Origin of the sequence: Spirosoma sp. SC4-14 (assembly GCF_037201965.1) — a bacterium.
Lineage (GTDB): Bacteria > Bacteroidota > Bacteroidia > Cytophagales > Spirosomataceae > Spirosoma.
The window spans coordinates 140,266-162,514 of the sequence record NZ_CP147518.1; the positions used below are offsets into that span (position 1 = coordinate 140,266).

Annotated in this window: 21 protein-coding genes and 1 riboswitch; of the genes, 13 read left to right on the top strand and 8 right to left on the bottom strand. The window is 44.3% G+C overall.

Translation table 11 applies throughout. The features are described from left to right. Positions 1-29 precede the first annotated feature (29 nt). Complete coding sequence (locus WBJ53_RS00530; RefSeq protein ID WP_338874099.1) at positions 30-962, bottom strand: SGNH/GDSL hydrolase family protein; 933 nt, start codon at positions 960-962, stop codon at positions 30-32. Positions 963-1,467: 505 nt separating this feature from the next. Here WBJ53_RS00530 and WBJ53_RS00535 point away from each other — a divergent pair. Both WBJ53_RS00535 and WBJ53_RS00540 read left to right on the top strand, forming a co-directional pair. Then, a complete protein-coding gene (locus WBJ53_RS00535; RefSeq protein ID WP_338874100.1) occupies positions 1,468-2,910 on the top strand; it encodes an MBOAT family O-acyltransferase in 1,443 nt (480 codons plus the stop codon). A 58-nt stretch (positions 2,911-2,968) separates the two neighbouring features. Continuing rightward, positions 2,969-4,117, top strand: a complete 1,149-nt coding sequence (locus tag WBJ53_RS00540) for a hypothetical protein (RefSeq protein WP_338874101.1) — start codon at positions 2,969-2,971, stop codon at positions 4,115-4,117. 67 nt (positions 4,118-4,184) lie between these two features. Here WBJ53_RS00540 and WBJ53_RS00545 read toward each other — a convergent pair whose 3' ends face one another. Further along, positions 4,185-5,837 (bottom strand): GMC family oxidoreductase N-terminal domain-containing protein, encoded by a 1,653-nt coding sequence (locus WBJ53_RS00545; protein ID WP_338874102.1) that lies wholly within the window; start codon positions 5,835-5,837, stop codon positions 4,185-4,187. A 529-nt stretch (positions 5,838-6,366) separates the two neighbouring features. Here WBJ53_RS00545 and WBJ53_RS00550 point away from each other — a divergent pair. Then, positions 6,367-7,173: an SMP-30/gluconolactonase/LRE family protein gene (locus WBJ53_RS00550; protein WP_338874103.1), complete on the top strand. Its 807-nt coding sequence runs from the start codon at positions 6,367-6,369 to the stop codon at positions 7,171-7,173. A 9-nt stretch (positions 7,174-7,182) separates the two neighbouring features. Here WBJ53_RS00550 and WBJ53_RS00555 read toward each other — a convergent pair whose 3' ends face one another. Beyond that, positions 7,183-7,845: a phosphatidylserine decarboxylase family protein gene (locus WBJ53_RS00555; protein WP_338874104.1), complete on the bottom strand. Its 663-nt coding sequence runs from the start codon at positions 7,843-7,845 to the stop codon at positions 7,183-7,185. Positions 7,846-7,944: 99 nt separating this feature from the next. After that, positions 7,945-9,219 carry a Glu/Leu/Phe/Val dehydrogenase gene (locus tag WBJ53_RS00560; RefSeq protein ID WP_338874105.1) on the bottom strand — a complete coding sequence of 425 codons (1,275 nt, stop codon included), beginning with the start codon at positions 9,217-9,219 and terminating at the stop codon, positions 7,945-7,947. Positions 9,220-9,552: 333 nt separating this feature from the next. On the opposite strand from WBJ53_RS00560, the gene WBJ53_RS00565 reads away from it, so the two are divergent. From WBJ53_RS00565 to WBJ53_RS00585, 5 genes are all read left to right on the top strand, one after another. Next, complete coding sequence (locus WBJ53_RS00565; RefSeq protein ID WP_338874106.1) at positions 9,553-9,939, top strand: TraR/DksA C4-type zinc finger protein; 387 nt, start codon at positions 9,553-9,555, stop codon at positions 9,937-9,939. Positions 9,940-10,277: 338 nt separating this feature from the next. Then, positions 10,278-10,703: a phage holin family protein gene (locus WBJ53_RS00570; RefSeq protein ID WP_338874107.1), complete on the top strand. Its 426-nt coding sequence runs from the start codon at positions 10,278-10,280 to the stop codon at positions 10,701-10,703. A 69-nt stretch (positions 10,704-10,772) separates the two neighbouring features. Further along, entirely contained in the window at positions 10,773-11,312 is a 540-nt protein-coding gene (locus WBJ53_RS00575; RefSeq protein ID WP_338874108.1) for a hypothetical protein, read from the top strand. Beyond that, positions 11,224-12,042 carry a geranylgeranylglyceryl/heptaprenylglyceryl phosphate synthase gene (locus tag WBJ53_RS00580; RefSeq protein WP_338874109.1) on the top strand — a complete coding sequence of 273 codons (819 nt, stop codon included), beginning with the start codon at positions 11,224-11,226 and terminating at the stop codon, positions 12,040-12,042. Before WBJ53_RS00575 ends, WBJ53_RS00580 begins: the two co-directional genes overlap by 89 nt. A gap of 3 nt (positions 12,043-12,045) precedes the next feature. Then, positions 12,046-12,480, top strand: coding sequence for a hypothetical protein (locus tag WBJ53_RS00585; RefSeq protein WP_338874110.1), 435 nt, complete (start codon positions 12,046-12,048; stop codon positions 12,478-12,480). 64 nt (positions 12,481-12,544) lie between these two features. Here WBJ53_RS00585 and WBJ53_RS00590 read toward each other — a convergent pair whose 3' ends face one another. Together WBJ53_RS00590 and WBJ53_RS00595 are read right to left on the bottom strand one after the other, a co-directional pair. Then, complete coding sequence (locus tag WBJ53_RS00590; protein ID WP_338874111.1) at positions 12,545-13,471, bottom strand: AraC family transcriptional regulator; 927 nt, start codon at positions 13,469-13,471, stop codon at positions 12,545-12,547. 174 nt (positions 13,472-13,645) lie between these two features. Beyond that, on the bottom strand, positions 13,646-14,815 hold the full coding sequence (locus WBJ53_RS00595) for an acyl-CoA dehydrogenase (RefSeq protein WP_338874112.1): 1,170 nt from the start codon (positions 14,813-14,815) through the stop codon (positions 13,646-13,648). 218 nt (positions 14,816-15,033) lie between these two features. Between WBJ53_RS00595 and WBJ53_RS00600 the strand changes: the two genes are divergently transcribed. Further along, positions 15,034-15,834 carry an alpha/beta hydrolase gene (locus tag WBJ53_RS00600; RefSeq protein ID WP_338874113.1) on the top strand — a complete coding sequence of 267 codons (801 nt, stop codon included), beginning with the start codon at positions 15,034-15,036 and terminating at the stop codon, positions 15,832-15,834. 31 nt (positions 15,835-15,865) lie between these two features. On the opposite strand, the gene WBJ53_RS00605 is transcribed toward WBJ53_RS00600, so the two are convergent. Continuing rightward, positions 15,866-16,537 carry a VTT domain-containing protein gene (locus tag WBJ53_RS00605; protein WP_338874114.1) on the bottom strand — a complete coding sequence of 224 codons (672 nt, stop codon included), beginning with the start codon at positions 16,535-16,537 and terminating at the stop codon, positions 15,866-15,868. Between the two features lie 86 nt (positions 16,538-16,623). Between WBJ53_RS00605 and WBJ53_RS00610 the strand changes: the two genes are divergently transcribed. Continuing rightward, on the top strand, positions 16,624-17,763 hold the full coding sequence (locus WBJ53_RS00610) for a cystathionine gamma-synthase (protein ID WP_338874115.1): 1,140 nt from the start codon (positions 16,624-16,626) through the stop codon (positions 17,761-17,763). Between the two features lie 131 nt (positions 17,764-17,894). Here WBJ53_RS00610 and WBJ53_RS00615 read toward each other — a convergent pair whose 3' ends face one another. Beyond that, positions 17,895-20,291 (bottom strand): TonB-dependent receptor, encoded by a 2,397-nt coding sequence (locus WBJ53_RS00615; RefSeq protein WP_338874116.1) that lies wholly within the window; start codon positions 20,289-20,291, stop codon positions 17,895-17,897. Between the two features lie 83 nt (positions 20,292-20,374). Further along, positions 20,375-20,468: riboswitch (TPP riboswitch) on the bottom strand. A 77-nt stretch (positions 20,469-20,545) separates the two neighbouring features. Between WBJ53_RS00615 and WBJ53_RS00620 the strand changes: the two genes are divergently transcribed. The 3 genes from WBJ53_RS00620 (at position 20,546) to ribH (ending at position 22,235) form a co-directional block, all read left to right on the top strand. Then, positions 20,546-20,770: a DUF4926 domain-containing protein gene (locus WBJ53_RS00620; protein ID WP_338874117.1), complete on the top strand. Its 225-nt coding sequence runs from the start codon at positions 20,546-20,548 to the stop codon at positions 20,768-20,770. Positions 20,771-20,854: 84 nt separating this feature from the next. Next, positions 20,855-21,550 (top strand): tetratricopeptide repeat protein, encoded by a 696-nt coding sequence (locus tag WBJ53_RS00625; protein ID WP_338874118.1) that lies wholly within the window; start codon positions 20,855-20,857, stop codon positions 21,548-21,550. A 178-nt stretch (positions 21,551-21,728) separates the two neighbouring features. After that, positions 21,729-22,235, top strand: coding sequence for a 6,7-dimethyl-8-ribityllumazine synthase (gene ribH, locus WBJ53_RS00630; RefSeq protein ID WP_338874119.1), 507 nt, complete (start codon positions 21,729-21,731; stop codon positions 22,233-22,235). Positions 22,236-22,249: the final 14 nt, after the last annotated feature.

Consider the following 22,249-nt stretch of genomic DNA (forward strand, 5'->3'; position numbering starts at 1 on the left):
GCAGAGCGGTGCTTTTTTATGAGTATGATTTACGGAATTTGTTGCCAAATTAAATCCGCGATTCGTTGCATACCTAAATCGTTGGGGTGTGCTGCAACCGATGGGTTTGCATACTGACTGGCAAAGTACTTGCTTTGCGGAACAATCTCACGTAAATCGGCCAGAGCAAAGCCTTTTTCCAGCGTTACTTTTCGGATTGAAATGTCGGTTTGAGGGCGGTTCCAGACGCTGGTAGAACAGACAATTTTAACCGGCTGTCCGCTATAGGTAGCAAGCTTATCCAATAAGTTACGGAACTGGAGTTCAAAGTTTCGGCTAAAGACATCGCCCTCGTCCACATTTTCACCAATCCGAACAATAATCAGATCTGGCTTATACTGCTGGAGAACAGTGTTAAATTCATCAATTGAGTAGCCTGGCGCTCCAAACTGCCTTTCAAAATTACCGCCTGTTTGTAGTTGATAATTTACCGCCGGATACAACGTTTGCAGATAGCCATTCAGTAGGTGTACAAAATCTTTTTCGGGAGCCGATGCCGCCATTCCATTATTGTTGTACCAGCCAACTTCCGGATAAGGCGCATGACTCATGATGCTATTGCCAATCACCAGCATTCGCTGAAAATAAAGAGAGTAATTAGCGGAAGCTGGCTCCGATACCAGGTCATTAATGCGGGTACGGGCCAGAACCGTATTCTTGCTTATGATAGGTACCTGGCTACCAACGGTCCAGGATTTGCCATTATCGTAGGAGTATTCAAATACGGCTCCTGTAGGCATTCCGGTAGCAGATAGGGGCACCTTTCCGCCATAATTGATACTGCCACTGTCCTGAGTAAATGTTGGAACTGGGAGCCCCTGCGGAATGGCAGGTGGAATCGTTGGGGGAAAGTGTCGGGTATATGTTTGTGGCAGGCAATCGGGAGTAATACAATTAACGGGCGTTTTAGGGGTTGTAAGCAAATCGGATGGGTCGAATGGAGTACAGCTAAAATGAGTTACAGCTACATAAAGTAGGAAAATGTAGCTATAACACCTAAATTGGCTGCTGTAATGAATACTCGATAGACTTTTCTGCTTCGGAGTTATTAAGGACGCAAGTATATTATACATATGCGTTAATCTGGTTTTGATGGCTATGGTACTATAAACAAAAATAGTCTCCTGGCGATTAGAAGGCCAATAATTGTTACCATCATCAGGATTTCGTAGTGGCTGCGCCAAGGGCCTCATAGCCAAAGGGTTAAACACATAGGTAAAATAAATATCTATCATAAAAAAAACCGCTTTCTAAGTTAGAATTAATGGGTTTAAGAAATTTTTATAAATTTTGGGCGATGAAGTTTCATTTGCTAATTTTTTATATAAAGCACTAAGGTACATACAAGTTTATAAAAGGGCTTATCACGTAATGATAACCTTACATTAACTTCACCAATCCAGGAGAACCTTTGTTAAAAATACACCTATGCTTTTTAGTTCGGCAATCTTTTTGTTTTTGTTTTTGCCATCTTTTTTAATTGTCTACTATATAATTCCCCATCATTGGCGAAACGCTTTTTTATTTACCGCCAGCCTGTTTTTTTATGCCTGGGGCGAGTCGGTAATTGTATTTGTCTTGTTATTATCGGCATTTATAAATTTTCTGGCAGGAAAGCTTATTGAACAGGGGAAGCGTAAGGCAGGGTTAACGTTATCTTTGGTAGGTAGTTTATCGTTACTGATCTATTATAAGTATGCAAATTTCCTGGTAGATTCGGTAAAGGGCTTCGCTGAAGTCTTTATGATGCCAATTACTGATGCAATAAATCTGGCTCAGATTGCTTTGCCAATCGGGATAAGTTTCTATACATTTCAGGGGATATCTTATACTTTGGATGTGTATTGGGGACGCATTAAGGCGAATCGCAGTTTTCTGGATTATGGTACCTACATAGCCATGTTTCCACATCAAATTGCGGGCCCTATAGTGCGCTATGCAGATATTGCTCCTGAACTGATTGACCGTACGCTTTCTGTCGAAAAATTTGGGGTTGGTGCTGAACGCTTCATTATTGGTTTGGCTAAAAAAGTTTTACTGGCAAATACATTCGCTAATGTTGCCGATACAATATTCAATGCTCCGGATACTACTTATTCGACTGGGGTGGCCTGGATCGGAATAGTTTTTTATAGCCTTCAGATTTACTTCGATTTTTCGGGCTATTCTGACATGGCAATTGGGCTAGGAAAAATGGTTGGATTTGATTTTAAGGAAAATTTCAACTATCCATATATCGCCCGGTCAATTCAGGATTTTTGGCGACGCTGGCATATTTCTCTCTCAAGCTGGTTTCGCGATTATCTTTATATTCCTTTGGGAGGTAATAGAGGGAGTAAATTACAGACCTATCGCAACCTGCTTATTGTCTTTTTTGTGACTGGTCTCTGGCATGGTGCTAGTTGGAATTTTATTATTTGGGGCTTGTATCATGGGTTGTTTTTGCTCATAGAGCGTGCAGGGCTAGCCCGGCGTCTCGAAAAAATGTGGGCACCAATTCCTTATATTTACACAATAGTAGTTGTAATGATTGGTTGGGTATTTTTTCGGACCGAAAATTTACCGAAAGCCATAATGTACCTGAAAAAAATGGCCGGTTTCGTTCCGCCAGAAACTGTTAACACGTTTCCTTTTTCTTATTTTCTAAACATAGAAACCATCATAACCTTGTTATTTGGCTTGTTATTTGCAATGCCTGTATATTATCGGTTTCATGAATGGGTCAAAGCATTACAGACTAGGTTTCGGTTTCAGAAACTCCAGATTCTGTTTGATTCGCTCTATACTGTTAGTCTAATTCTACTTTTTGTTGGTACAGTAATGTATTTGGCAGCTGATACGTACAATCCTTTTATTTATTTTCGATTTTAAATTTCTGTATAGTTTATTTACTTTGAATAAATATGTAACATTATTGCCATAATTATTTATGACCGTTTCCATACCTCGTAAAAAAGTTAAGCCAATTCGTCTGAAACAATACCGTTTCAGAATAACCGCTTTGGGCTTCGCTATTTTACTGCTGTTGCCAAGTATGGATCAATGGTTTGGCTTTTCGAGTAAATTTAAAAGTACTGAAAAACGCATCCTGGCTCCATTTCCTACCTTTAGGTTTCCTCATATAATGACATTCATCCATGAATTTGATCAGTACTATAAGGAAAATTTTGGATGGCGAAATGCACTTTTTCATACATATAGTTACTGGAAATTAGTTGGACTGGGCAAATCGCCGTTGCCTGAGAAAGTAGTAGTTGGTAAAAATGGCTGGTTCTATCCCGGCAATAGCCTCAACCGAGTGGCCGACCAGCATCAGGGCATTTGTCCATTGCCATTATCGTCAATGAAAGCAATTGCAGAAAAACTTGCTTACTTTCAACGCCAATTGGCCGAACAAAATACTAAACTCTATCTGCTTGTTGCGCCAGATTCCTATTCCGTATATCCTGAAAATTTACCCGACTTTATAAAAAGCACAAAACAATCAAATTTTGACTTGTTTAAGCACTATTTGAATCAACATACGAGCATCCCGTTAATAGATGTTTATACGCCCCTAATAGAGGCTAAAAAAAAGCGGCCTGTCTATTGTCAGACCGATACACATTGGAACGATTTCGGTTCGCTAGTGGCTTCGTTAGCCATGGTTAATCGTGTCAGAAACGATTTTCCTCAACTTCCTTTGGCTAGTCTGGACGATTATCGGATTAAAGTTCTGAGAGGAATGGGTGGAGACCTAACAACGATGTTGGCTTTGAATAAAGAATTCAGGGATTCCGTAACTTATAAAATTAAACCCGTTTCTACGCTGGCTGCTTATCAGATAGAGAATACTCCCAATAGTCAGATGGGACTAGCCAGCTCCCGATTTATTGGCCAACATCCTCAACTGCCAAAACTATTAATGATTGGTGATTCATTCAGCTTTAGTATGAATCAATTTGTGCCCAACTATTTCGGTAAGACGTATATTGTGCGCAATACTGCCTTTGATCTGGATTTGGTTAAAGCTGAACAACCCGATATTGTCGTTCTTGAAATAGTTGAGCGTAATATTAATCTGCTGGTTAATTACTAGGTCATATAAATTTGCGTAATTAGCTGAATACCAGTAGAAAAACTACTGGTTCTCTTCTGAATTTCCATTAGGCATTACGTTCTATCAGATTTTCAGATGATTTGCCTGAAATTAAATCTACCGCTTTTTCGGCAATCATTACAACGGGTGCATTTGTATTTCCTGATACAATAGTTGGCATTATCGACGCATCGACAACGCGCAGATTCTCTATTCCCCGAACTCGTAAAGCACTATCTACAACGGCGGTTTCATCGTCGGCTGGGCCCATTTTACACGTTCCAACCGGGTGATAAACAGTTTCAAGCTGCTGCAAAATATGATTCCAGATATCGTCGTCAGAATGATGTTTTGCCGGGGTTTGCAGTTGTAATCGAAAAGGATCAAATGCCTTCGCCTGCATAATGTCTAAGGCTTGCCGAACACCGTTAATAAGCGTATGCCGGTCGTCTTCATGAGTAAGGTAATTAGGCTGGATTATGGGGGCGTCGGTTGGGTTTTTGGAGCGTAAGCTTATGTAGCCAGCGCTTTTAGGCTTCAATAGAGTTGGTAAAATGGTGTAGCCATCTGTAGTTGGCCAGGTAGTCAGATCATACATATCGGCTGCATAATCAGCGCCCATATGAACCGGTGCAAAATGCAACTGCAGGTCTGGCCGGTCTTTTCCGGAATTGGTACGCAGAAAAGCCACTGCTTCGAGTGGACTGATTGTCATTGGGCCTCTTTTAAAAAGAAAGTACTGCCCCAGTGCCTTTACCTGATTGAAAGGTTTTAAGTAAAAGTTTGACGATATACCTCGTTTGGAGCATAAACTACTAACCCCTGTAAAGAGATGATCCTGTAGGTTTTGTCCAACACCAATCAGCTCTTTTTTTATGGAAATTCCGGCTTGCCGTAGTGTATCGGCAGGGCCAATACCCGAGAGCATCAGCAACTGGGGAGACTGGAAAGCCCCTGCCGACAAGATTACTTCATTTGCGGCATAAGCCGTTTGCGTTTGATGTTTACCGGTAATAAACTCAACACCAATAGCCCGATCGTTTTTTAATAAAACCTGTGTTGTATGAGCACGAGTCAGAACGGTTAGATTCGTGCGGCTGAGTACAGGTCTCAGAAAGGCTGTGGCTGCGCTATGCCGTTTGCCATCTTTAATGGTAAACTGAAAAAAGCCTGCACCGTCTTGTTCTGCCCCATTGCAGTCTGGGTTGGCACAAATTCCCGTTTGCTGGCACGATTCAACAAAAGCGCTGGCCAGAGGGGTCTGGTAGCGAGTCGCATAGGATACATTCAGGAGGCCTGCGTTGCCATGATAACGACTATCAAGTTGAGCATACTGCTCATTATGTTCTGATCGGATAAAATAAGGCAATACATCTTGATATCCCCAACCAGTATTGCCTAAAGCAGCCCAGTCGTCGTAGTCGAGCCGGTTGCCTCGAACATAGGCCATTGCATTTGTAGAACTGCATCCTCCGAGTGTTTTCCCGCGGGGCTGATACATTCGACGCCCATTCAGCGCAAGTTGTGGTTCGGTCCAGAACCCCCAATCTACAGCCGTTCCATTGAGTTTGGAGTAGGCCGCTGGTATATGAATTTCTAGTTTTGTATCAGGGCCACCAGCTTCCAGCAGTAAGACCGATACCAATGGATCGGCCGATAGGCGATTGGCAAGCACGCAGCCCGCCGAGCCTGCCCCTACAATTATGTAATTGAATCGCATAGTGAAGCATGTTGGGAGAGCACTAAAAATATAAATAAAAAAAAGATTTAATGCAATTACTCGTTCTAGAGCTTATAGATGAATACGGGGCTTTTCATACCAATGCCGTAGGCATGTCATCGTAGTAGCTATTCAGTCAGTGTGTGTCTTTCTAGCTCCCTAGGAGCGGCATGATTCCGTCAGCTATCGCTCCTAGGGAGCTAGAAAGACAGGAAATGCCAATTGTGACTACTAAGATGCCACCACTCCGGGGTGATACTGTTTTATGAAAAAGCCCTGTAGATGAATATAAGTCAACGGTTTAGGGAAAGTTTTTACAGAATTTGAGACATTCCTTAAACAAAGAGCCATTATTCTAACTTTTCTATAGTAAGTGAGTAGATTTTAGGGTCAAACATTGTAGCCAATGGCGCTTTTAAAGACTGTTGCTCAGCACTGGTCCCAGACTTTTTCTGGAATTTTAAGCATGTTGTGCTGAGTTTTTGAATGAGCGTCTCAGGCATATTGAATTCATAATTTGCAGAAACGTATGGACGAAATACGTATACTAGCTTCGGGGTTGCTCTTTCCAGAGGGGCCTGTATTTGACGGATCTGGCTGTCTCTGGTGTGTTGAGCAGGAAGGGGAAGGGTTGTTTTGTCGAGATCGGGAAGGCGACACCACGCGAGTTCATACGGGTGGCAGACCAAACGGAGCCATTGTGCAGGGAAGCTACATCTGGTTTTGTGATTCCGGATTTCACGCAATACGCCGTATGAATATAGAATCAAAATCGATCGAAACCGTTCTTGATCGTATTGGAAACCAGCCACTAGGCTGGCCCAATGATCTGTGTTTCGATCAGTTGGGGAACTTACTATTTACGTGTCCTGGCTCGCCACAAGAAGACGCACCGGGTTACGTGGGCGTTTATCCAACTACTGGTCTGCCAGAAATAATTGCCGAAGGGCTCGATTATCCAAATGGGCTGACAGTATTGCCGGGGGAACAGACCCTACTAATCAGTGAAACTCACCGGCAACGGATCTGGCAGGGCTACTGGGATGCCCAGGCGCTAAGCTGGGAAAATATTAGTGTTTGGACAACAGTGATTGAGGTTCCGGAAGGCAGCTCTATTCCTGGTCCCGATGGGCTAACAATTGGTCCCGATGGCAACTTATATGTAGCTGTTTATGGTGCCGGTATAATCCGGGTTTTCTCGCCCGATGGGAATTTCCTACGCGATATTACATTGCCGGGGCAGAACCCATCCAATTGCGCTTTCGATCCACTGGGTGAATTGGGTTTGATTGTTACCGAAACGGAACGGGGCGAGTTGCTCAGTATTACCTTTTGAGCTATCTGATCATTTCAGATTGGCAAGCACACTAACTCCGCCTTTGGTTCGGTCGCCGATTTTTACGTTCACTTCGGCATCCAGCGGAATGAATACATCTACCCGAGAGCCAAATTTAATAAACCCCATTTCGTCGCCCTGCTGAACCGGTTGCCCTTCCTTTACATACCAGATAATGCGTCGGGCAACGGCACCCGCAATCTGGCGGAATAGCACTTCAACGCCGTTGGGTGCCTGAATAACAACCGTAGTTCGCTCGTTTTCAGTACTCGATTTAGGATGCCAGGCTACCAGATATTTTCCCGGATAGTATTTAAAATAGCGTACAATACCCGTAATTGGATTTCGGTTAACATGCACGTTTAGCGGAGACATGAAAATAGAAATTTGCCGACGACGTGCTTTAAAATATTCGTCTTCGCTGGTTTCTTCAATCACAACCACGGTGCCATCGGCTGGAGCAATCACCTGCGATTGGTGGATGGTTAACTGGCGGTTGGGCACCCGAAAGAATTGGACAATCAGCAGAAATAAGATCAGACTGGCAACGGCCAGAAGCGTAATTGCTGTTGAGTTGTCAGAGAAGAGATAAAAATAAGCAAGAAAATTCAGGGCCAGCAAAACCAGCCCTGTTGTAAGCATTATGGTGTAACCTTCGCGGTGTAAGCGCATAAGAAATTGTATGATGTATAATGTATGACGTATGTCTGATGCATCAGGTACCGACAAAATTATACATCATACACTACACATCATACAATTTAGGCAAAATCAATAGCCTCCGCGGAACTTGTAGGTACTAGCCACTTTGTCGATGGCGACAATATAAGCGGCTAATCGCAGCGGAACCTGATACCGTTGGGAGGTTTCGAAAACCCGGTCGAAAGCATCTTTCATAATCCGGTCGGCCCGGCGATTGATTCGATCAAGTGTCCATTTATAGCCAATACGGTTTTGGACCCATTCGAAATACGATACCGTAACGCCCCCCGCATTAGCCAGAATATCGGGTACAACCAGAATACCTTTGCTGTTAATAATTTCGTCGGCAGAGGCCGATGTGGGTCCATTAGCGCCTTCAACAATCATTCGGGCTTGTATAGAAGCTGCATTATCGTCGGTAATTACATCTTCCTTAGCCGCCGGAACCAATACGTCGACAGCCAGCGAGAGGAGTTCTTCGTTCGTTATTTTCTCCGCACCCGCAAAGCCTTCCAATGTACCTTTGTTCGTATTTCGATAATTGACGGCCGCTGTGATGTCGATACCGGATGCATTGTAATATCCGCCCGAAATATCACTGATCGCTACAACCGTTACACCCCGTTCATGGAGTAGTTCGGCCGCAAATGATCCTACATTACCAAATCCCTGCACGGCAGCCGTAGCCCGATAAGGGTTCATTCGGAGCTTATCCATCGCTGCCAGAGCTGCAACCGTTACTCCCCGTCCTGTGGCTTCCGTTCGACCAAGTGAACCTCCCAGCACGAGCGGTTTGCCCGTAACCACATTGTTCACGGTCATGCCTTTCGCTTTCGAATATTCGTCTACGATCCAGGCCATTTCGCGAGGACCAGTTCCCATATCGGGGGCCGGAATATCACGATCTGGGCCAATTACGTCCAGCATAGCAACCGTATATTGTCGGATGAGCCGTTCAATTTCTCCCGCCGACATTTCACGCGGGTTACAGGCAATTCCGCCTTTTGCACCCCCATACGGAATGTCGACAACTGCGCACTTCCAGGTCATCCAGGCTGCCAGGGCCCGAACTTCGTCGAGATTTACGGCAGGATCGAGCCGAATACCGCCTTTGGCAGGTCCCAGAATATTGGAGTGAATAACCCGATAGCCTTCAAAAACTTTGATGGCACCATTATCCATTGTTACAGGAAGACCAACAATGACCTGTCGGGCAGGAACTTTCAGAATATCATACATTTCATCTGAAATTCCCAAAAGGCGGGCTGCCGCGTCGAAACGCGACATCATAGATTCAAGCGGATTCTCTTTATCTTTAATTGGGGCTGGTTCGATGTAAGCCATGGCCATATTATTACTTCACTCTTTTAAACAATTTTTTGCTGATGAAGTGTACAGCAAAATTAATAAAAGCGCATAAATATTATGAAAAGTATATTTTTTCTAAGATTAATATAAAAAATAGATCCCAATAATAGTTTTTGTAGGAACAATTTGCCAGAATTGTAATATACTGATATGGGCCAAAACAGAAGAAAAATCGGCAAACGTGCTAAATTACAATTTAATAAAAATTTAAAGAAAACAAATTCAAATTGGAAGAAGGGTTGAAAATCAGGCCAAAAAGCGTTAATTTTGTGGAATAATTACACACCCCGTCAATTACGACTATTAACTATGGTTCAAGAAGAAAAGAAACGCTATTCGGAGGAAGACTTAAAAGAGTTCGAAGAACTGATTAGTCAGAAACTTGAAGCGACCCGTAGTGAGTTGAATTATATTAAGGAAACGCTGAGCAAACGCAATGATAGTGGTACCGATAATACATCGGGAAACTCAAAGCTGCTCGAAGATGGTGCTGACACCAGCGAACGCGAAAACCTTAGTCAATTAGCTGCCCGTCTGCAAAAATTTACGCAACAGTTGGATGCAGCCATGGTACGGATTAAGAATGGGACATACGGTATCTGTAAAGACACTGGCAAGCTGATTCCCAAAGAAAGACTCCGTGCAGTTCCGCATACACAACAAACGATTGAAGCGAAACTACGCCAATCGAACTAGTGTAGGGCTGAGTTTATTTTGCAAATCTGTCATCAGCAACGATGCACAGCCTGCCTTGCTGACGCCTAATAAAAAAACAAAAGAGGTCTGATGGGTTACACCATCAGACCTCTTTTGTTTAAAAGTATACTTTTGGTTAACTACTTTTGGCTAACAGTATTATACGGAGAAATCGATTAGGCTTGTCTCCCAGAAAATAGTTGGCTCCGATTGGGCTAAAACAGGGGCTCATAAACAGACTTATTAGAAGTAAATGAGGCTGTTATCTTATATTTTCTGAACAAAATGTCAGTTTTTTTGTAAATAACGCAGAGTAAAAAACTAAACATCGCAAAAATATGCTCGAACGTCTGGAAGAAATTCGGGAAAATATCTTTCGCTATCTGGAAGCTCGCATCGAGTTATTTACGCTTGAAACAAGAGCAAAGGTAGAAGAAGGAGTAGTTGTTGGTATCCACGGAATTGTGCTGGCTCTTCTGAGCACTATGACCCTCATATTTTTATTTAGCTTACTGGCTGCTTACCTCAATGAGGTGACGAATAGTCGCTATATGGGTTTCTTAATAGTTGCTGGATTCTTTCTGTTGTTAACCCTGATCTGGGTCGCAGCCAGTGGTTTCATTAAATCGAAAATCAAGGCAATGGCTTACACGATCATTAAAAAAAATCAGGAGAAAAAAATCGAAGAGAAATCGGAAGCCGTACGGGATTTGCTGGAGAAAACCCGCACCAGTTTAAATGAAAGTGGCAAACTAGCTCAATAACTATCGTTGGAATACTTGTCTACTAATTAACTAGCAATTAGCTACATATACCGGGTAAAGAAGAAAACTATGGAAGATCCGAAGGTTCCTTTTGCTGACACTACAGCCCGACGGGCACAATTGATGGCTGCTACTGAGCGTTTTAAATCGTCGATCAGCGATAATGTTGATTCAATAAAAGAAGATGCGGTTGAAATTGGGAAAACAGCTGCGTTTGTAGCGGGAGTTGGTTTAGCCGTATATTTGGTTGTAAATGCCATATTGCCAAAGTCTGATGAGTACCGGCGAGCTGAAAAATACGGCGAGCCCGACGATGAAGACGTCGATTATGAGGATGATGAGTATGCCAACGATGAATCTATGGCAGAGCCAACACCCAATAAAGCGTTAAAACGGCAGGCTAAACACACACAACGATCAGCAGCGACCAGTGGCTTAATCGGGGGACTATTAACAACCGTGTTAACAAATATAGCCCGTGAGCAGCTAGTCGGCTTTATAGACCGTATCCGTCAGAATAATGCGATCAATCCAACCGCAGATCCAGCCAGTGGAGGGCAGTACCACGATTCGGCCACCACAACACCTGCAGACTATTCTTCACACTAACAGAGCATCGGGCCAGAAGGCCTTTGCCGTTCTGCTCGATCCTGACAAAATTGAGCAGAACGGCCTGAAAACACTCTTGACCCGTACTCACGAGTATCCGGTTGATTTTTTTTTGGTTGGTGGCAGCCTCGTTACTCATTATGCTCATAAAGAAGTAATAGCTGCGATTCGTCAGCACACGAATAGCCCGGTTGTTTTATTTCCGGGTAATCCGCTGCATATTGAATCGTCGGCCGATGCTATCCTTCTGCTTTCGCTTATTTCTGGCCGAAACGCTGAATTTTTAATTGGACAGCATGTTATTGCCGCCCCTCTGTTAAAACGAAGTGGCCTGGAGATTCTACCAACGGGTTATATGCTGGTTGATAGTGGTACACAAACGACCGTTTCTTATATAAGCGGCACTACTCCTTTGCCGCACGATAAGCCTGATGTGGCTGCCTGTACGGCTATGGCGGGTGAAATGCTGGGGCTGCGCTCGATCTATCTGGACGCAGGAAGTGGTGCTCGCTGGCCGGTGCCACCTGCCATGATTGCGGCAGTGCGGGCAGCAGTTGACTTACCCGTTTTGGTGGGAGGTGGCATTAATTCGGGTGAGAAAGCCTATGAGGCTCTAAAAGCAGGTGCCGATGTTATTGTTGTTGGAAACGGTATTGAGCAGAATCCAGATTTACTACCCGAACTATCATCGATTGTGCGGGACTTCAACCAATCAGTTGTACAAGCCTAATTTATGAAGACTATTGCCCGCTGTTTGTTGTGCTTATTCAGTATAGGAAGTTTTTTTTCGTCTACTCAGGTAGTTGCCCAATCGCAGAATGAGAAGATTTATACAGTAGTAGAAAAACAGCCTGAATTTCCGGGTGGAAAAGCCGCCTTAAGCCGTTATCTGGCCGAGAATATAAAATTCCCCAGTTCGCTAATGCGAAAGAATTATAATACGGGGCCTGTTGCGGCCAGGTTTATTATCGGCCAGGATGGAGTAGTACGCGATGTACGGATAAGCGTTAAGCCTATCGAAGACAGAAAAATGGAGAAAGGGATGAAGGACTTTATGAAGACCATCATCGATGCTATCGAACAAATGCCACGCTGGCACCCCGGTGAGGTACATGGAGCGCACGTGGCGGTTTTTTATACCTTACCGATTGAGGTAAATATGCAATAAAAAAGTAGCTACAGTAAGGGAGAGGAAAGTCTATCTGCTTTTCTCTCCCTTACTGTTTTCAGCCTTACACATTCATCAGGGATTCGCGACGGCGCATTTTGCCGGCTGGAATACCAAACATCATCTTAAATCGACGGCAAAAATAAGCGGTGTCTTTATAACCTACTTCGGCACCAATAGCCCGAATGCTTTTCTTGCTCGTACGCAATAGACCAACGGCAGCTTCCATACGCTGATATTCAATATAATCCTGCGGATTGATACCGGTCAGCATCTTAAAGTATTGCCCCACGTAATCTTCCGAAACGTTTGCTACGTTTGCCAGCACTTTGTTCGACAGATCGCCCCCCAGATTTTCTTTGATATAAGCGAAAATATCAATTAATCGCGGGTCTTTGAAGTAAGTACTGTTCGTGACTAATTGCTCAACGAACAGACGGTTTTTCAAAATGTAGCGAATTACTTCGATAACGATCTCTTCTGTCTTAATCTTTACAATACGTCCTTTACCGGCCAGGTCGGTCATATCTTCGGCCAGAATCTGATCGATCGTAGTGGCCAGATGTTCTTCCCGTTTGATAATGAAGGGTGGTACATCTAGCGAGTTGAAGAAGTTTACCGAATCGAAAACCTTGGCCTCAAACGAAACATAACCAAACGAGTTTGGCAGATGCCCAATGAGTTTAGGATCATGGTTTCCTTCCCAATACATTTCCCGATGAGTCATAAACTCTTCGTTAGAAACGGTTTTAGAGCTAGAAGGATCTCCGTAGGTAACTGTTACGTGCTTTCCACCTGGAATAAACAGCATGTCGCCTACGTCAACTTTAACACGTTCCTCGCCAATAGACACCTCTCCGTTGTATAAGATCAGCAACGTGTTCTCAACATCATAAAAATTCTTGATGGTGATCGGCTGCAAAATCCGAATGTTACGGGCCTTAATAAACTTTACGCCCAGTGATTCAATTATTTTATTGTAGTCTTCCATAGCTGAAAGGGGGAGTGCGTGTGAATGCTACCTGCTTTCAAAGTTGCACAAATCTAATAATTTGTACAAAACTAATACAAGTGTAAAAGTTTCCAAAAAATAAAAAAAATAGTGCGTATTCCGATTGAACACGCACTATACTTTGAGAAAAGTTCTATTTTACTAAGAAAATACTTAGCGAATTAGCTCCCGGGCTATCACTAATTTTTGGATTTCGGATGTACCCTCGTAGATCTGAGTAATTTTCGCATCGCGCATTAAACGCTCCACGTGAAATTCTTTTACATATCCATAACCTCCATGAATCTGTACGGCTTCTATTGTTGCCCACATGGCTACATCTGAAGCAAACAGTTTGGCCATAGCGGCAGCCTGTACATAATCTTTATGCTCGTCTTTCAAACGAGCGGCTTTATATACCAGCAAACGGGCCGCTTCTATTTTGGTTGCCATTTCAGCTAATTTGAACTGAATGGCCTGATGGTCAAATATTTGCCTGCCAAACGATTTGCGTTCCTGCGCATACTGCAGGGCTAACTCATAGGCTCCGGCAGCAATGCCAAGCGCTTGTGCTGCTATGCCAATGCGTCCGCCGTTAAGTGTCGACATGGCAAATTTAAAACCGAATCCATCATCGCCAATACGATTTTCCTTAGGTATTTTTACGTCTGTAAATAAAAGCGAGTGGGTATCCGATGCGCGTATACCCATCTTATCTTCTTTCTTGCCGACTACAAACCCAGGGACGCCTTTTTCAACAATCAGGCAGTTAATGCCTTTGTGTTTCTTTTCCTTGTCGGTTTGAGCAATAACCAGACATACGCTCGAAGAGTTGCCGTTGGTGATCCAGTTCTTTGTGCCGTTTAATAAATAATACTCGCCTTTGTCTTCGGCAGTGGTGCTTTGTGAGGTAGCATCTGAGCCCGCTTCGGGTTCTGAGAGACAAAAAGCGCCAATAATTTCACCAGTCGCCAGCCGGGTCAGGTATTTTTGTTTCTGATCTTCAGTGCCAAAAGCTTCCAGCCCATAGCAAACCAATGAATTATTGACCGACATAATCACAGCTGCCGAGGCATCAATTTTGGAAATTTCTTCCATTGCCAACACATACGAAACCGTGTCCATACCTCCTCCGCCATAATCGGGTGAAACCATCATGCCCATGAAGCCTAGCTCACTCATGCGTTTCACTTGTTCTACGGGAAATTTTGCGCCGTTGTCTCGCTCAATAACACCGGGCAGAAGTTCATTTTGAGCAAAATCGTGAGCCGCTTCCTTTACGGCCAAATGTTCTTCCGATAAATTAAAATTCAATCCCTGTAACTCCAGCGATGCCGTTGCCATCTGAATTACTGTGTTTAAGTTGATCGTGTTGCCTGTTGAGAATGCGTTAAAGATAAGAAAAAGTTAACTTATTAGTATGCTTGCATACTAATATCTGAGCCTGGATTTACCAGATTTTAATGATTTACAGGCTATTTATAGATGCTCCCAGGATGAGAGCCAATTAAGTAAACCATTAAAACCCGGTAAATCCAGGCTCAGATATTAATTTTGGTAATATGGCAGTCGAATTTTTTGAGTTTGCGAAAAGTCGGATAGCCTTTCGACGATTTGGCAACGGACCGTCAATCCTATTGGTGTTTCATGGGTTCGGGCAAACAGGAGAGGTATTTTCGACGTTGGATCAACCGCTTGGCCAGCACTATACCGTATTGGCTATCGATTTGTTTTTTCATGGCAGTAGCCACTACAAGGGCACTTCTCTTCTAACGAAACACGATTGGCAAAAGTTACTGGAAGCTTTCTGTAAGTCAGAAAATATTGACCGATTTTCGCTGATGGGTTTTAGTCTGGGTGGGCGATTTGCACTGGCGGCTTCCGAGCAGTTTGCTGACCGGCTTGATGCATTGATTTTGATTGCCCCCGACGGAATAACGCGTAGCTTTTGGTATGAGGTGGCAACAGGTACGGCTGCAGGGCGCTGGCTGTTTCGATTTTTTCTAGATCATTTGTCAATGCTCAATGCGCTGGGACATACGCTGACGCGGCTTGGTTTATTGAATCGGACGGTTATGCGCTTTGCCGAAATTTCGCTAGGAACCGCTGATCAGCGTGCTCGGGTCTATCAAAGCTGGACGCAATTTCGGCTTATTCGGCCTGATTTGAATCAGATCAGTCAACAGCTCAATAGGCACGCTGTTACTATTGAGTTTTTTACGGGCGTGTTCGATCGGATAGTACCTGCTTATTTCATCTTACCCCTTACCCGGTTAATCTACCACTATAAAATAACTACACTACGAACGGGTCATAATCGCCTTATCGAATTGGCGGGAGAGCAGTTGAGTAATGAGCTTTAGGACGATAAGGAGTTTGCCTACAGAAGCCTTCTTATTTCAGTGCTCGCTGAATTACCTGCCAAAGTCCGGCAATTGATACCACAATCAGGGCAATTACAACAAGTTGAGTCCAGGTGCTTTGGTTCGGATTTTCCAGTAACGTTCGAATTTCGTGGGCTTCGTGGCCCGACCAAATGGCTAGCAATGTGCGTGGTGTCATACCCAGAAATCCGCCTAACAAAATATTTTTTAACTGCGCCCCCGACAATGCAAACAGAAGATTGGTTAAGCCGAAAGGCAGAATGGGTGAGAGTTTGGCAAAGAAAATAACTTCTAATTCTTTATTCAGAATGCGGTCGAGCACAGATTGCGCTTTGGGATTTCGCCGTAAAAACGTGAGGAATCGATCGTGGTCGAGCCAATGAACAAGTACGTTGATGAATAAAATACCACCCAGGTTTATAATAAATAACGGAAGTACGGCGTGCCAACTCAAAAAATAACCAAAAATCAGAGCCAGCATCGTTGGGGGGGTTAGTCCGGCCGATGTGATTGTGCAGATTAAGGTAATGGCTGCCCATTGCCATACGGTAAACGTAGCGATGAACGATTCATAAATGATGGCGTAGTAGGTGAGTAAAGACGTAAAGAGAATAGGCGTTACTGACAAAAGAATGCCTGCAACAGCCGGACCCGTAATATGCTTAAGAATGGATGACTTCACGTAGTATCAAACAGCCGGGGGCTCCTTCTGGTTTTGTTTGTGTTATACTTATAGGTTCGTACTAGCTACTTTTATTACCTTCGGGTATGAAATTCGCAACAAAAGCCATCCATGCCGGTATTGAACCGGACCCTACAACGGGCGCTATCATGACGCCTATATACCAAACGTCGACTTATGTGCAGGAGTCGCCAGGTAAGCATAAAGGATACGAATATGCCCGAACCCAAAACCCGACGCGGACGGTGCTGCAAACGAATCTGGCAGCGCTCGAAAATGGGAAACATGGCATTTGTTTTTCGTCGGGTTTGGGGGCAACAGATGCTATTCTGAAACTGTTCAAACCGGGCGATGAAATTATTGCCAGCAATGATCTATATGGTGGCACATACCGTATTATGGTCCGAGTGTTTCAGGAGTTTGGGCTGAATTTCAAGTTTGTTGGACTGGAAAACCCTGCCAATCTGGAAGCAGCTATTACACCCGCTACCAAAATGGTATGGATCGAAACGCCAACGAACCCGCTCCTTCGACTGGTCGACATTGCCGCTATTGCTGCTATTACTAAACCGAACAACATCAAACTTGTTGTCGACAATACGTTTGCGTCGCCCTATCTTCAGAATCCGCTTGATTTGGGAGCTGATATTATCATGCATTCGGTTACGAAATACCTGGGCGGCCACTCCGATACGGTTATGGGGGCCATTGTGCTAAACGACGATGAAACAGCTCAGCGGTTAGCATTTATTCAAAATGCCTGCGGGGCCGTGCCTGGTCCTCAAGACTGTTTTCTGGTGCTACGTGGCATCAAGACCTTACACGTTCGTATGCAGCGGCATTGCGAAAATGCGCTGAAAGTAGCTCACTATTTAGAACAGCATCCAAAAGTTAGTCAGGTATATTATCCGGGACTCGAATCGCATGTTGGGCATGAACTGGCCAAAAAGCAGATGCGCGGTTTTGGCGGAATGCTATCGTTTGAACTCAAAGGCGATTCCATGCCCGAAGCTGTTCGGGTTATGGAAAGTTTCAAGGTCTTTTCGCTCGGTGAATCGTTGGGAGGAGTCGAATCGCTATGTACACATCCGGCCAGTATGACACATGCCAGTATACCTAAAGCCGAGCGCGAACGAAATGGTCTCAAAGATACGCTCATTCGGCTCAGCGTCGGAATCGAAGATATTGACGATCTGATTCAGGATCTGAAACAGGCGATTGGATGACCAGTTGTCTGAACCAGGACTTACAGGATTCCAATGATTTTCTTGGTTCTTTTGTTTCAAAAAGGGTCTTGAAAATCAAGAAAATCATTGGAATCCTGTAAGTCCTGGTTCAGACATTCCAATTTAGGCCATCAGAAACGAACCCGCACCCCAGCCAGAAAATTGCGCCCAGCTTGTGGGTAGTAGGCGTTGTCGGCTACTACTTTTCCTTCCGAAACGTAGGCGTAGGTATAGCCGTTTGATTCATAAAGCTCGTTTAGAACGTTGTTGAACAGAAGCGTGAAGGCAATTTCCTGGGCGAATTTTGGTTTAAGCGTGTAAATAATCCGGATATCGTTGGTAAAATATGAATTTAGTTTCCGGTTTTCGTTCGAGGTGTTATCAAGGTATTGCTTGCCAACGTATTTAGACAGTAGCCCCAATTCAAAGCCCTTTGCAGGAGTAAACAGCAGTTGCGATCCGGCAATTACATTCGGCGAAAACGAGATGTCGGTTTGGGTATATTGGTGGCTATCCTGCTCGCCCGTGTCGTAGTTATCCAGATATTCGGTGAAGTTTTTTACCCGGTTACGGCTGAAGGTGGCATTTACATTCCAGCGTAGCTGTTTCGCTAGACGTATGCCTGCTTCCAGTTCAACACCTGCGCGGTAACTGGCCGGAATGTTAACACGATTATAAGCGCCCACATCGTTTATTTGACCCGATAGAACCAACTGGTTTTTGTAATCCATATAGTAAGCATTCACCGTAAAGGCCAGATCGGTCGTCTGAATTTTATAGCCTGCTTCGTAGTCAATCAGTTCTTCGGCTTTGGGGCGGCTCTCCGGTGTCGATTGCGTATAATCGTTTCGGTTGGGCTCACGGTGGCCTACGCCCACTGAAGCATATACGGTGCTTCGGTCGTTCACAGTATAAGTAAGTCCTGCTTTGGGATTGAAAAACGTTAGGGTAGCATTCTGTTGTACATTCTGTAGCTGACTGTTAAAACCCAGAAATGAGTAATAAACCTGCCGAACCTGCGCATCGACAAAGCCATTTAGTTTCGAATTGAACTGATAAAACGCTTTGGCATAGAGGTTAAAATCGCGTTTGGTCGCATTGTCCTGATAATAGCGGTCGCGAATATTCGTGTTGCCAGCTATCCGTTCCCAAATAATTTCGCCATAATGCGATCCTTTATACTGATTCCAGCCGCCACCAATATTGCCAGTTAGCTTGCCAAAGCTGTTGTAATCGAACGAAAAAACAGTGCCATAAAAGTCATTGTCGAGCCACAGCCGACGAATAATATCCGTTTGTTTGATGGTCGAATCACCAATCACGACATTGGAAAGACCATAATCACTGAAATTATCGTTGGGCCGGTATTCTTCGTAGTACCCTTTTCCCTTCGTGTAAAAAAACGACAGGTTGGCTCGCCAGTTTTTGCTTAGTTCATGAGAACTGATGAGTTGGTAGTTATCCTGCTGGTAGTTATCGGTCTGATTATCGTAGGTGAACGAATTGTACCGCCGGTTGATTTTCAATATATCTTCCGGAACACCATTCCAGGCCTGATACGTCTGTTCCTGACCCGAAAACACATTGAGTCGTATAAAACTCTTTTTCGAGTAGTAACCGCCCGATACATAAAACGACCGCAGGTCCGAAAAAGCGCGGTCGACATAGCCGTCGGAATAGATCTTCGACAATCGCGCATCGACCACAAAATGGTTATTAAGCAAACCCGTTCCGGCCAGAACATTTATTTTTCTCGTGCCAAACGACCCTCCGGATAGGTTTGTCTCTGCATACGGTTTTTCTTCCAGCTTATTGGTCTGAATGTTAATCGACGCGCCAAAGGCCCCTGCGCCATTGGTCGATGTGCCAACTCCCCGCTGAATCTGGATTGTGCTTACCGATGAAGCAAAGTCGGGCATATCGACAAAATAAGTCCCCTGCGATTCAGCATCATTATAAGGAATGCCGTTCAGTGTCACGTTGACACGGGTTGCATCGGAGCCCCGAATTCGAATGCCCGTGTAGCCAACGCCTGCACCTGCATCAGAAGTCGTTACAATAGAAGGCGTAAAATTCAGTAACTGCGGAATATCCTGTCCCAGATTCAGCTTATTTAAATCCCGGCGCGTAACATCAGTGTAAGCAATGGCTGACTTTTGGTTAGCGCGGGTAGCACTCACCACCACTTCGTCGACGGCGACGGCCGTTCGCTGCAAGCTAACGGCAAGTGTTGCGTTTTGAGTAAGGTCGATTTCTTTAGTTTGTGGTTGATAACCAATCAGAGAAACCCTGATTGCAACGGGTCCTGCTTTTACATTACTAAGCAGAAACGTTCCATTGGCGTTAGTAAAAGTGCCTTTGTAGGTCCCTTCGATAGTAATGGCAGCACCCGGTAGCGGGCTTCCATCGGGCTCGCTAACCGTTCCGGAAACAGTGAATTGGGCCCATGAGGGTAGGCTAAACAGCCAAAATAGAATAGAGAAAGGAATGAGGTAAACAAAACGTTGCTCTGTCGCACCTTTTTTCATGACTGAAAACGGTTACGATAGGCGAGGGGCCAAACCTACCTTTGGTTAAAATGATTTGGTTAAAAAATACACTTACGGTTCTTTTACCGTAAGGACATCTCCCTTCGCAGCATTACCTGCGCAGGTTCAATGGGTATAATCTCAGCCCGTTATTATAAGGCACCCCTGGAAGATTAGGGCGCAAAGTTAACGTAATTTTAACAAAACAAGATTTTACACTGGGCGTTTCTACAGGTAAATAAGTGTATTGGCGTATGACAGAATTCGATCTGGTTGTATTACAGGAAGATATGAGTGACGGCCGTCTGAAAGCAGGCGACGTAGGTACGGTTCTGACCGTTTATAATGAAGGGAAAGCGTTTGAAGTGGAGTTTGTTACACTAACCGGCGAAGCAGTAGCTATTGAGACATTATTAGCCCATCAGATACGGCCTGTGCGGTCGTCAGAAGTAATGGCTGTTCGGGAGATGACAATTTAATATACTGTATTCTCTAAACTTTTGACGCTTACGCTTTTCCACAATTACAAATATTCCTAATTTTGCAGTCCAAATTGCAAACAGATGAGCAAAAAGAACAGCGGACTGGATTTTTTGGAAGACCCAGACGCATTAGAGGGAAGATTAGAGGATGTTGGTGACTTCTTCCAACAGAATCGGAATATTGTTTTGGGCGTACTTGGAGGCATTGTTTTATTGGCTCTGGGTTATTTTGGCTATCGATTCTACGTAGGTAGTCAGGATGAAACGGCTCAGGTTGAGATGTTCCCGTCTGTTTACCAACTCGAAGCCGATTCGCTCAAAAAGGCCCTGAATGGCGATGGCAAAAGCCCTGGCCTGCTGTCGGTTGCCGATAACTATGGTTCGACACCGGCAGGAAATCTGGCTGACTTTTATTCGGGCCTTGCCTTATTGAAGCAGGGCAAATATGACGATGCCATTGAGCACCTGAAAGGCTTTAGTTCTTCAGACTTATTGGTGCAGGCTCGGGCCTATGCTTTAATTGGTGATGCGTACGTAGAAAAGAAAAGCTACGACGAAGCCGCCGATTATTACCAAAAAGCTGCTGACTACAAGCCTAACAAATATTTTACACCCGGCTATTTGTTGAAGCTAGCCATTACCTTCGAGCAGGCTAAGCAGAACGATAAAGCCATCGAAGCCTATAACGACATTATCGAAAAGTACCCACAATCGGCCGAGGCAGTCAATGCCAAGAAATATAAATCCGTGCTCGAAGCATCGGTCGGCCAGTCGTAGACGTACTTGAATAACTCAATACAGCAAAGGACAAAGCCGACCGGGGTTTTGTCCTTTTTTCTTGTCCGAACCAGGATTCACAGGATTTTCTTGATTAACCTGCTTCGACGAAGCGCCTTTAAAAATCATGTAAATCAAATCGTGTAAATCCCGGTTCAGACAACAAACTCTCTAACCAATGGCCACTGATTTAAAGAATCTTAGTGTTTTTTCTACGGATGATCTTCCCGATGTGAGTCATCGTCGTTTTGCAATTCTGGTTTCCGAATGGAATACTGAAGTAACCGAAGCTCTTTTTGATGGGGCTTATAAAACCTTACTCGAATATGGGGTAAAGGCAGAAAATATTATTCGGGGCAATGTACCGGGTAGCTATGAACTAAGCCTGGGTGCTCAGTGGTTTGCACAGCGCGACGATATCGATGCTGTAATTGCATTGGGCTGTGTGATTCAGGGTGAAACCAAACATAACGATTATATTAACCATGCTGTAGCGCAGGGCTTAACCAACGTTGGCCTAAAAACCGGAAAGCCGGTAATCTTTGGCGTTTTGACCCCCAACGATCAGCAGCAGGCCCTCGACCGTGCCGGTGGAAAACACGGTAATAAAGGCGACGAAGCCGCCATCACGGCCATTAAAATGCTCGGATTACAGAAACAAGTTTATTCATTTCAGTTTAAATGAGCTTTCAGTGTTCA